Raw genomic sequence first — 11,814 nt, forward strand, 5'->3', positions numbered from 1 at the left:
ATTTTAATATGCACAACCTTCCTTTAGTAACTGTTATTTGTTTGTGCTACAATCATGAAAAGTTTGTAATAGAGGCTTTAAATTGTATTGTAAATCAAACTTACAAAAGTATTGAAATTATAGTTGCAGATGATTTTAGTAATGATTCTTCTGCAAAAAAAATTAAAGAATGGCAAAAGAATTATTCTCAAGCTAAACTTGTAATTAATGAAAGCAATTTAGGCAATACAAAAACCTTTAACAAAGCATTAAAATTAGCAAATGGAGATTTTATCATTGATTTAGCTGCTGATGATGTACTATTACCGAATTGTGTTGAAAAACAGATCAACACTTTCTTAAATTCTAAAATGGATCGATTAGCGATAGTTTATGGAAATGCCGAAATTATTTCTGAAAACAACTCACATCTAAACTATTATTACAAAGTTGATACTGATAAAAAAGCAATCGTAAAACCTGCTTCTGGAGACATTTATAAAGCAATTTTAAGCCAAAGCAGTATGATTTGCTCTATCAGTTCAATGATGAAAAAAGAAGTGTTAATTGAATTAAACGGCTACGATGAAAATTTATCTTATGAAGATTTAGACATTTGGATTAGAGCTTCAAGAAATTACAATTTCGAGTTCATAGATGCTATTTTAGTTCAAAAAAGAGAGCTTGCCAACTCTTTAGGAAATATGTTTTATAAAAGATTCAATTCAAGAACAAAAAAGATAAATCGATCGACTTATTTAGTTATAAAAAAGGCCATTGCATTAAACCAAACCAAAGAAGAAAACAAAGCGCTTTTAAAGAGGCTGCATTTTGAAATGGAAAAAGCGTATAGAACTTTAGACATTTCGCTTTTTATAAAATACATTCCTCTAGAATTAAAATTGCGATTTGAATAAGTATTTAAAAACTTCATTTTAATTATTGTCGTCTAAAAACAACAGATCTAAAGTAAAAAAGCAATAGAATAAAGTATACAAAATTATCCAGCGCATATCCCATCACCACTCCTTCAATTCCATAAATTTTAATAAAATACAAACTGAAAAAGTACAAAACTGCAAGCGAAAATAATTCGGTTAAAATAAATGCTGAAGTCTTTTTTTTTGCAAAAAACTGATATCCTAAAATAAGCGCACAAACTTTAAAAACATCTCCTAAAAGCTGCCAGAAAAACAAATTGGTTACGGGCACAAAATCTTTTGTAAAAAGCAGTCGGACAATAAAAAATCTCATAAAATAAAGGAGAGTGAGCACCAAAATAAAGATTGGAAGAATGAATTTATAATACTGCAAAAAGATATTTTTTGTTTCCAAATCATTTTCTGCTTTAGCTAATTTTGGCAGAAAATAAACACTTAAAATGGTACTTACAAACATTAGATAATAGAACGAAATTCTCGTCATTGATTCCCAGTATCCTGCTTGCTCAATTCCTAAACTATGAATAATATAATTTCGAATTGCAAGAAATACAAAAGGTCCAAAAACAGACGAAACAAACGCCATTAAAGAATAAGACGAAAGATTTTTTAAAATTTTAAAATCGAAGAAATCTAATTTTATAATTTGAAGAAACTGAATCTCTCGCTGAACCAAATAAAAAGTAACAAAAAACAAGAAAGCTGGCGCAATTACAATTGCTAGCAAAGCTCCAGAGGTTTTGAATTGTAGAATCAGAAAAATGGAAATTAGTAAACCAATAATATTTCCGATAATGTTGATCCAGATTACTTTTTGAAATTTGCCCAAACCATTGATTACAGCAATTAAAAAAATAGAAAGTCCGTAAGTTGGTAAGACCAATGCTAAGACTTTAAAAACAATTAAATATTCGGCATTATTTCCAAAGATTTTCTGGTTCCAATAAGAAGCAGTAAAAAATAAAATTCCGCTTAGCAGAAGCGCAACAACTAATAAACTGATAAAAACCGTAGAAACTATTTTTTGAAGTTCGGTTTTAGTTTTCTCATTTTCAGCCGTATATTTTACAATTCCGTTTTGAAAACCTAAAGTGGAAATATTTTCTAATGAAGTCAAGAAATTACGAAGGTTTCCGACCAAAGCCATTCCGCTTGGACCAACGAAAATTGCTAATATTTTCGAAGTAATTAATCCAATTCCAATTTTTAAAGCAACACTAAAACTGTTTAAAGATGTGATCTTAAACAAACTCGTTTGAATTATTTTTCTATAGAAATTCAATTAGTATTGGTTTAAAATTTCGATAATAAAATCCACTTCAGATTGTGTCAAAACTGGACTTATTGGCAAGCTTAAAACTTCTTTGTGAATTTTCTCTGTAATTGGAAATGACAAATTATTCCATTCTAAAAAAGCTTTTTGCTGATGTGGCGGAATCGGATAATGTATAACAGTTTGAATATTATTTTGAGCTAAATATTCCTGTAAATGTTCTCTGTTTTCTGTTCTAATGACAAACAAATGAAAAACGTGATTATTAGAAAAATCCCAAAATGGCAATACAATTTTATCATTTTTGATTTCTGCTAAATATCGTTTTGCAATGGCTCTTCTTTTTTCATTATCTGCATCTAAATTGGGCAATTTCAAATTTAAAAAACCAGCCTGCAATTCGTCTAATCTCGAATTTACACCAACGTATTCGTTGTGATATTTCTTTTCAGAACCATAATTTCGAAGTGAAAAAAGCACTTTTGCTAATTCAGAATCATTTGTTGTAATTGCTCCGCCATCGCCCAAACATCCTAGATTTTTACCTGGATAAAAACTGTAGGCAGAGGTACAAGAAAGCTCTTCGACTCCGCTCAGAGTGACAACTGAGTTTTGGAATTTGGAATTTATCCCGAGGCTTCGGGATTGGAATTTAAATTCTTCTGTTCCGTGAGATTGTGCAGCATCTTCTACGACAATTAAATTGTGTTTTTCTGCGATCTCATTTATTTTCTGCATTTCGGCTAATTGTCCGTATAAATGAACCGCCAAAATGGCTTTTGTTTTTGATGTGATTTTTTCCTGAATTAAATCGGGATCGATATTGTAGGTTTCTAATTTTGGTTCGACCAAAACTGGAATTAAATCGGCTTGTAAAATAGCCAAAATACTCGCGATATACGTATTTGCAGGAACGATAACTTCATCTCCTTTTTGGAGTTTTCCAAGCTGAATATAACCTTTAAAAATAAGAGCTAAAGCATCAAAACCATTTCCAACTCCAATGCAATATTTAGAGTGACAATATTCGGCGAAAGCCTTTTCAAATGTTTCCAGTTCTTTTCCTAAAATATACCAGCCGTTTTCTAAAACCGATTTCAGTTTTTGCTGAAAAGCAGTTTCATACGGTTCATTTATTCTTTTAAGATCAAGAAAAGATATCATTTGTGTTCTGTTTTTAAATAAGAATATCTTCTAATTTAGTATAATTGGCAGTATCAATTTCGTAAAAATCATGCACAATAGTACCCGCGCCAAAACTTTCTTTCCAATAGGTTAATCCTTCATTCAGATTTTTGCCTTGATTTTCATTTGAAATTCCGAAATCAAAAAAACGTTTTTTTGAAAATCGATCATGAATTAAGTAATGAAAAAGATAATCCAAGCTTCCTAAATCTTCTTTATTTGGATCTTTGGAAATATACTGGCAATGTGCAACGCTTTCTGTTTCAAAAATCGTTGTTCCACCAATAATTTCATCCTTTTGGTAAATATTAAACTGATGAATATTTTCAGGAAAAAGTGACTTCAATGTATTTATTTCATCGATTGAATGAACTGGCGTTGCATTATGCGTTTTTTCTAAATTCGGGATAAGAATTTTGTCCCAAAATAATTCAAACTGATTATCTTCTTTAATAATCAATTCATTAGAAATTGCTTTTTTTAATCCTCTTTTTCTAATTTTAGAAATTATGTTGTTCTGTTGCAAATCAATCACAGAAAGAGAATCTCGTCTAACTAGTTTTGCTTCTGCTAGAAACAAACTGTATAAAATTTCTTCCGCTGGTTTTAAATGATAAATTGAAGGAAGCGTTTTGAGGCATAATTTGTCGAAATTATTTTCATTCAAAAAAAACAATAAATCCCTAAAAATTTCAATGATCGTTTTAAGTTTTGTTTGTTCTTTATAAACCAATCCGCCATAAGTTAAACCTTGATGAGAATATACAGAATTATCTTTTTTATTGGCCGGAAGAATAGCGTAAAGTTTTTCGTCTTCGAAAACTAAAAGCGAAAAATCATCAAAACGATCTTTATGATATTCCATAAAATCACGATGAAATAAAAATGTAGCATTTTTAGCTTGAGCGACAAAATCGTTCCAAACTGAATAATCATTTTCAGAATATTTTTTAATGCTATATTTCATGCTTATTTATGATCGAATGCTTTTAAATGCCATTTGTATTTAACTGCCATTAATCTTATCACAATGATTACAAGCGAAGTAACTAAATATAAAATATCGTCGTTTAAATTTAGTTTTCGCAATCCAAAAAATACGATTCCGCCGAAAATACAAATTGTTGCATAGATTTCTTCTCTAAAAACGTTCGGAATTTCATTGCATAAAATATCCCGAATAACGCCTCCAAAACAAGCTGTCATTGTTCCCAATGCAATACAAATTGCTGGATGAAGCCCTGTTACAATTCCTCTTTCAAGACCAATTAAAGTAAAAACGCCAAGACCAATTGTATCGAATAGAAACAAAGAAGTTCGAAGTTTATCAAAGCTTTTTCTAAAAAGAATCGCTAGAAAAAATCCTAAAATGATCACATAAACGTATTGCATATCGCGCATCCAGCCTACTGGAGTTCTGCCTATTAAGACATCACGAAGCGTTCCTCCTCCAACTGCAGTTACAAATGCAATGATAAAAACCCCAAACGGATCAAGTTTTTTATGCATTGCTGTTAAAGCGCCGGACATTGCAAATGCCATTGTCCCAATAATATCAAGTAAGTGAAACATTTTTTTATGAGTTACAAAGGGTCAAAGTTACAAAGTTGTAAGGAATAATCTTAACAAATCTAACTCATAAAAACGATCATCATTTTTTTACATAAATCGGACTTCTTTTTAATAAATAAGTAACCGAATCCATCCAACCGTCTTTTACTGCCAGAAACGGTTTACGGGTATGAGAATAGATCTTTGAACCATCTTTGTACATGTCAAAATATATGGTATAGTAATAATAAACCTGGGTACTGGATGTTGTAGTCGAAACATCATTGGTTTTTACTTTCTTATTGTCGTTGCTTACTTTTGCATTTCCGCTGTTATAAGTAGTTGCCGTTGTCCCAGAGTTTATGGTATAAGAAACTTTTACCGCTACAATATTATCTACACCAAGTATTTTCTCTAAATCTTCGATTGGGGTTTCATCAATATTTTTATAATCAATTCCTGCGCTGTGCAGCAAGCTGTTTGTGGTTCTTAAATCTTGAACCGTCAACGGTAAAATATTTGAAGATTTGTCTAGCAATTTATTATAAAGGTCATTTTGTGCAAATTTTGCCATTTCCTCAGAACTTTCCTGAGTGTCAGAATTTAAATAAGGAACTGGAAGTACCGCTATGGTATTGGTCTTCATTTCAGATGATGCAATTGCTGGCGAGCCAGATGAAGAAGAATTATTGGTTTGGCTGACATTAAATGTTTGAGATCTTCCGCTCGCAAAATCAATTTTGGCAATTTGCGAAACATCTAGTGAAATCTGAATTGTTTCTCCTGGAAGTGAATATTCAACGATTTTATCAGACATTTTTGAAATCGTACATTCAATAATCTGATAATCTCTTTTTATGATTTTATCTAGTTTTTTTCCGCCTTGAGCGAAACCAAAAAAAGTAGCAAGTAACAAAAATACAATAAAGAAAAGCTTCGAATTTTTCATGTTTTATTTTTTAATTAAACCGTACTAACTAATAATCAGTTAAATATAAAAAATTATCAGCAAAAGCTGAAAAACATTTTCAAATCCTTAAAGAAAAGATTACATGTGTTGTGTATAAAAATTGTAATCTTTTAAAATTACACGTATAAAGTCGCTATTGTTTCCTGATTGATTTTTAATACCTGTTACACTTTCAATTTTTGCCACCAATTTGTAAATGACTTCATGATCATTTTTAGCCGCTGCTTTTTGATAAGTTTCTTTAATAATACGCATATCATTATCTGAAAGCTTGATTACCAAAGGATAAGTTGGTACATACGCTTCGCCAATTTCTTCTAAAATAGTATGGCTGATATTAATTTTATTCTTCAAAGTAATAACTGCAGTTCCCGCTGCCATATCACCCAATCGCTGTGATTTTTGACTTGTAATTACGCTAATAAGACCAGGAAGTCCGCAAAGAGTAAAAAAGTCAATTACTCTAAAAAACCAACGAATCAAATAATCGCCAAAACCAGCTTGATAACCATCAATTTTAACGACTTTAATTTTTACTAATTTTTTACCAAGCGACTGTCCTTCAAAAACACTTTCTAAAACCAGCGAATACACTATAACTGGCGAATAGAGCACTAAAAAGATAGCGCCACGAGACCAATCGTCTAAATCAACCATGAATCGATCTAGCTGAAGCCAGTCAAAAATAATAATGGAAATAGCTGTTATATAACAGATTATAATAAACAAATCAATAAAAAATGCTCCGAGTCTTTCGCCTACGGAAGCAGCAATAAAATTTATTTTGACATTTTGTGTCGTATTAATAGATAATTCTGACATATTTCATATTTTAGCCTGCAATGAGAGAAATCGCCTTTATAAAACAAAACAGAGAAAAATGGCTCGAATTTGAGCTGGCAATTTTTGGTAAAGCTAAAAAAAATCCTGATGAATTAGCTAATTTGTACATTCAAATGATGAATGATTTGTCGTATGCCCAAACGTATTACCCTAAAAGCAAAACGGTTGTGTATTTAAATCATTTGGCTTCTCAGATTTATCAAAAGATTTATAAAACCAAACGTACGGATCAAAATCGAGTTGTAGATTTTTTTAAAATTGAAGTGCCATTGCTGGTTTACGAATACAGAAGGTATTTGGTTTATGCTTTTGCTTTATTTTTTGTCACCGTTGGAATTGGTGCTCTTTCAGCTCGTTATGATCGTGATTTTGTACGCCTAATTTTAGGAGACGATTATGTAAACATGACTTTAGAGAACATCAAAAAAGGCAATCCGATGGCCGTATATGGTTCTGGCAGCAATTGGGGAAGTTTTATTGGCATTACGGTAAATAACCTTTTTGTGGGCGCAAAATGTTATTTCTATGGAATTTTTGCAGGAATCGGAACTTTTAATGTTTTCCTTCAAAACTGTATTATGCTCGGGTCTTTTCAATATTTTTTCTACGAGCAAGGTGTTTTCTGGAAAAGCGTTCGAGGAATTTGGATTCACGGTTCTATGGAAATTTTTGCTATCGTAATCGAAACAACTGCTGGATTTATTTTGGGTGCTTCTATCCTATTTCCTAAAACTTTCTCCAGATTAAATTCTTTTAAAATTGGTTTCAAAAATAGTTTCAAAATATTTTTAAGTACTTTTCCTTTCACGATAAGTGCTGGATTTTTAGAAGGTTTCATTACAAGATATTCTATCGATATGCCAAATTGGTTAAGCAGTTTTATTATCTTGATTACACTTGCCATAATTTCGTTTTATTACCTGATTTATCCTTTTATTGTGCACAAAAAAATAACTTCAAAATCAATTAATTTATAATGTTTGAGCTTTATAAAAAACGACAATTAGGCGATAATTTAGGCGACACTTTTACTTTTTTCAAAGATTTTGGAAAAAACTTTTTTAAGATTTTCTTCATTGTAAATGGAGCTTTCTTAGTTCTCTTTGGAATTATGATTTATACTTTGATTGAAGTCAATTTCGAAGCTATAAAAAATTCAGGTTTCGAAAATCAGCAATTAAAAAGTGATTTATTAGAGCATTTCAATAATAACGAAGCTCTTACAGTTCTTTTAATATTTATTTCTGTACTTCTATTCCTGATTTTATCCTTGTTTAATTATGCGTATCCTGTTTTATATTTGAAAATGTTAGGAACCGGCAAAAAGGATTTTGAATTAAATGATGTCCTTTCAAATTTTTTCAAGGTTCTATTTAAATTGATAAAATTTAGCTTCGGATTTTTATTTATAGTTTTCCCCGTTTTATTGATAGCATTAATTATCATGTTTCTTTTATGTTTCATTATTATTGGGATTCCGTTGCTTATAATTGCTTTGCCAACGTGTTTTACGTTTTTAAATCTTTGGTTTTATAGTTATCTAACAGAGGAAAAACGCTTTTTTGAATCGTTAAAACATGCCATTTATTTAGTCAAAAAAGATTTTTGGAATACTATCGGGACAACATTTATTATGATGATTATCATGCAGTTTGTTCAAACCGCCATAACAATGTTTTTTTACTTTGTGGGTTTATTTATCTCGCTTGCCTATTTTATCGGAAATTCTGATTCAAATAGCACAAAAGCTTTAGAACCATCGCCTTTATTAATCGGTTTTATAACGATTATCGTAATTGTTCTTATTATCCTTGGCAACATTTTTAATAATGTAATTATAATTAATCAGGGAATGGTTTATTATAGTTTAGAATCAGAAAACAAACTTGAATCTGAATCAATTGATTTAATTGGAGATCATACTAATGAATAGGTTTTTTATTATTTTATATTTTCTTTTCTGCTTGAGCACTTTAAATGCTCAAGATACTCTTATTAAAGAAGATCCGCCAAAAATTGCCGCAATTAAATATACCGAGAAAGACATTAAAGTCGATTCTGGAACTGTTGAGGCTAGACATTTTGAGAAAAATTTCAAGAAAAAATATACTGACAAAGAATTTATCTACGAATATAAAGCTCCTGAAAAAAGCTTGCTCGATCATTTTATGCATTGGCTGGCAAGACAACTTGCTAGTTTATTTAATTTCAGCAGCGTAAAAACATCTCTTAATTTTGTTGCCATTTTATTTAGAATAATTGCAATTCTTGTGGTTATCGTTCTGATTTACTTTATAGCCAGAGCATTAACCAAACAAGAAGGAAGATGGATTTTCGGAAAAAATGCCAATAAAAGAACACTGTTTTATTCAGATGCAGAAAAAAATATTCATCTTTTAGATTTCGAAAAACTTATTCGAGAAAGTATTGAAGCTGGCGAAAAAAGAATTGCTGTCAGATATTATTATTTATGGCTTTTAAAAGTAATGGCACAGCACCATTATATTGAATGGGATATCGAAAAAACCAACTCTGATTATTTGTATGAACTGCAAAGTCCTGCTCATAAAGAAGAGTTTACCTATCTTTCTTATTTGTACAATTATATTTGGTACGGCGAATTTGAGATTGATGATGCCATATTTAGAAAGACTGAAAACAGATTTAAAAAAGCATTAAAAACGTTTGGTAATGGATAATAAAGTTAAAATATACATTGCTATTCTGGTTTTAATTTTCGGAATAACATTACTTGTAGACAAAGGTCAGCCAAAACCTATTGACTGGACTCCGACATACTCTGTTGAAGATAAAATTCCGTTTGGTTTATTTGTTTTTAATCAAGAAGCTGATGCTCTTTTTAAACAGAAAATAGAAAGAATCTCGATCGAGACTCCATACGAATATTTGGATTCTCAATATGATGAAACTGAAGGTGTAGAAACCTATAAAATTAAAGGTACTTTTATTAATATCTCAGAAGTCAATAATATTGACGATCAATCTATGACTGAGATTCTATACTTTGTATCGCACGGAAATAATGCTTTTTTAAGTATGAAAGTATTTCCAAAACCATTGCTAGATTCTTTAAAAATTGAATTAAAAACAGATTTTATGCCTTCTGAAAGTATTTCGGTTTGGATGGCAAATCAAAAGGTTAGCACCAAAAAATATACTTTCAATACTGGTTTAAGTGATTATTTTTCTAAAATTGATACTTTAAAGACAAAAGTTTTAGGATATCAAACAAGCAATAAAAACAAAAGGCAGATTAACTTTATTGAAGTTCCTTATAAAAATGGTCATATCTATCTGCATACGCAGCCTGTAGCTTTTACCAATTATAATTTACTGAAAAAAGATCATTACTTGTATGCTGAAAATGTCATGTCTTATGTTCCAAAAGGAAACATTTTCTGGTACAATAAAAGCTTCAATGATAAGCGTATTTCAAGTTCGCCACTGCGTTATATTTGGAGTCAGCCTGCTTTAAAGTCAGCTTGGTATTTAGGTTTAATTGGAATTCTTATTTTTATGATTTTCAATGCAAAACGAAAACAGCGTATTGTGCCAATCATAAAACCTTTGCAGAATTTAACGGTTGATTTTACCAAAACAATTGGAAATTTATATTATCAAGAAGGCGATCATACCAATATTATTGACAAAAAAATTATTTACTTTTTAGAAAAAATCAGAACCGATTATTTGCTTGATACTTCAAAACTCGATGATGATTTTATAACTAAACTGCATTATAAAACTGGAAAAGACGAAAAAGACATTCGAGAACTGATTCAATTAATTAACGACCATCGAAACAGTTATCACGGAAGTCTCGAAGATGATCTGATTCGAATAAATACGGCAATTGAAAAGATTTTACATTAATTTATTTAGCCACAGATTAAACGGATTAACACAGATTAGTTTTTTATAAAATCATTTTAATCTTTCTAATCTGTGGCAAAAAAAAACATAAAATAAAAGACCAAATTATGGACGATATCAATACAACATCAAACGAAATCACAAACGAAAATGTGAATTTTGAAACAAGAATTAATTTAGGACCGCTTTTAGATCATGTAAACACGATCAAAAAAGAAATCGAAACAGTTATTGTGGGTCAGCACAAAATGGTAGATCAGCTTTTAGTTGCTATTTTATCAAATGGTCACGTTCTTTTAGAAGGTGTTCCTGGAGTTGCTAAAACAATTACGGCTAAATTATTGGCTAAAACCTTAAATATTGGTTTCAGCAGAATCCAGTTTACACCAGATTTAATGCCTTCTGATATTTTAGGAACTTCTATTTTCAATCTGAAAAACTCAGAATTTGAATTCAAAAAAGGGCCAATTTTCTCGAATTTGATTTTAATTGATGAAATTAACCGTGCTCCAGCAAAAACACAAGCTGCACTTTTTGAAGTTATGGAAGAGCGTCAAATTACAATTGACGGTTCTGCTTATCAGTTAGAAGCGCCATTTTTGGTTATTGCAACTCAAAATCCAGTAGAACAGGAAGGAACTTACCGTTTACCTGAAGCGCAATTGGATCGTTTTCTTTTTAAAATTACGATTGATTATCCAAAATTGAATGAAGAAATCTTAATCATTCAAAGAGAACATTCATTACAAGATCATGGAAAATTAGATGCGATTAAAACCATTCTTTCTTCTCAAGAAATCAAAGAATATCAAGGTTTGGTTAAACAAATTAGAGTAGAACAAAACTTATTAGAATACATTGCTCGAATTGTAGTAAATACGCGCGAAAATGCCTTTTTATATTTAGGGGCTTCGCCTCGTGCTTCAATCGCTATTTTGAACGCTTCAAAAGGTTTCGCCGCGATCCGCGGACGTGATTTTGTTACGCCAGAAGATATTAAAGAAGCAGCAATTCCTGTTTTACAGCATCGTGTAATTGTTGCTCCAGAACGCGAAATGGAAGGAATTACAAGTTCAGAAATCATTAAACAGATTATTGAAACGGTAGAAATACCGAGATAGTTGTTAATTATTAATGGTTAATGGTTAATTGTGAGATGGCTTCGACTTCGCTCAGCC

At 30.7% G+C, this 11,814-nt stretch carries 12 protein-coding genes; 6 read left to right on the forward strand and 6 right to left on the reverse strand.

What is annotated here, in order from left to right; genetic code table 11:
- Positions 1-8: 8 nt before the first annotated feature.
- On the forward strand, positions 9-896 hold the full coding sequence (locus tag V6624_RS03425; RefSeq protein ID WP_111287527.1) for a glycosyltransferase family 2 protein: 888 nt from the start codon (positions 9-11) through the stop codon (positions 894-896).
- A gap of 22 nt (positions 897-918) precedes the next feature.
- Here V6624_RS03425 and V6624_RS03430 read toward each other — a convergent pair whose 3' ends face one another.
- The 6 genes from V6624_RS03430 to V6624_RS03455 all read right to left on the reverse strand — a co-directional run bounded on the left by V6624_RS03430 (position 919) and on the right by V6624_RS03455 (position 6,721).
- Positions 919-2,169, reverse strand: coding sequence for an O-antigen translocase (locus V6624_RS03430; RefSeq protein WP_111287946.1), 1,251 nt, complete (start codon positions 2,167-2,169; stop codon positions 919-921).
- A gap of 33 nt (positions 2,170-2,202) precedes the next feature.
- A complete protein-coding gene (locus V6624_RS03435) occupies positions 2,203-3,357 on the reverse strand; it encodes a DegT/DnrJ/EryC1/StrS family aminotransferase (RefSeq protein ID WP_338840850.1) in 1,155 nt (384 codons plus the stop codon).
- Positions 3,358-3,370: 13 nt separating this feature from the next.
- Positions 3,371-4,345 (reverse strand): GNAT family N-acetyltransferase, encoded by a 975-nt coding sequence (locus tag V6624_RS03440; protein WP_338840851.1) that lies wholly within the window; start codon positions 4,343-4,345, stop codon positions 3,371-3,373.
- Between the two features lie 2 nt (positions 4,346-4,347).
- Positions 4,348-4,950: a trimeric intracellular cation channel family protein gene (locus V6624_RS03445; protein WP_111287533.1), complete on the reverse strand. Its 603-nt coding sequence runs from the start codon at positions 4,948-4,950 to the stop codon at positions 4,348-4,350.
- A gap of 79 nt (positions 4,951-5,029) precedes the next feature.
- Positions 5,030-5,878, reverse strand: a complete 849-nt coding sequence (locus V6624_RS03450) for a hypothetical protein (RefSeq protein WP_338840852.1) — start codon at positions 5,876-5,878, stop codon at positions 5,030-5,032.
- Between the two features lie 99 nt (positions 5,879-5,977).
- Positions 5,978-6,721 (reverse strand): RDD family protein, encoded by a 744-nt coding sequence (locus V6624_RS03455; RefSeq protein ID WP_338840853.1) that lies wholly within the window; start codon positions 6,719-6,721, stop codon positions 5,978-5,980.
- 20 nt (positions 6,722-6,741) lie between these two features.
- On the opposite strand from V6624_RS03455, the gene V6624_RS03460 reads away from it, so the two are divergent.
- From V6624_RS03460 to V6624_RS03480, 5 genes are all read left to right on the forward strand, one after another.
- Entirely contained in the window at positions 6,742-7,719 is a 978-nt protein-coding gene (locus tag V6624_RS03460) for a stage II sporulation protein M (protein WP_338840854.1), read from the forward strand.
- Positions 7,719-8,675, forward strand: a complete 957-nt coding sequence (locus tag V6624_RS03465; protein WP_338840855.1) for a hypothetical protein — start codon at positions 7,719-7,721, stop codon at positions 8,673-8,675. Before V6624_RS03460 ends, V6624_RS03465 begins: the two co-directional genes overlap by 1 nt.
- Positions 8,668-9,441: a DUF4129 domain-containing protein gene (locus tag V6624_RS03470; RefSeq protein WP_338840856.1), complete on the forward strand. Its 774-nt coding sequence runs from the start codon at positions 8,668-8,670 to the stop codon at positions 9,439-9,441. The genes V6624_RS03465 and V6624_RS03470 overlap by 8 nt, the downstream gene beginning before the upstream one ends.
- On the forward strand, positions 9,434-10,636 hold the full coding sequence (locus V6624_RS03475; protein WP_338840857.1) for a DUF4350 domain-containing protein: 1,203 nt from the start codon (positions 9,434-9,436) through the stop codon (positions 10,634-10,636). The genes V6624_RS03470 and V6624_RS03475 overlap by 8 nt, the downstream gene beginning before the upstream one ends.
- A gap of 107 nt (positions 10,637-10,743) precedes the next feature.
- Positions 10,744-11,757 carry an AAA family ATPase gene (locus V6624_RS03480; protein ID WP_111287547.1) on the forward strand — a complete coding sequence of 338 codons (1,014 nt, stop codon included), beginning with the start codon at positions 10,744-10,746 and terminating at the stop codon, positions 11,755-11,757.
- The last annotated feature ends 57 nt before the right edge of the window (positions 11,758-11,814 follow it).

The sequence above is a fragment of the Flavobacterium ginsenosidimutans genome, assembly GCF_037478105.1.
In the GTDB taxonomy this organism is placed as follows: domain Bacteria; phylum Bacteroidota; class Bacteroidia; order Flavobacteriales; family Flavobacteriaceae; genus Flavobacterium; species Flavobacterium ginsenosidimutans.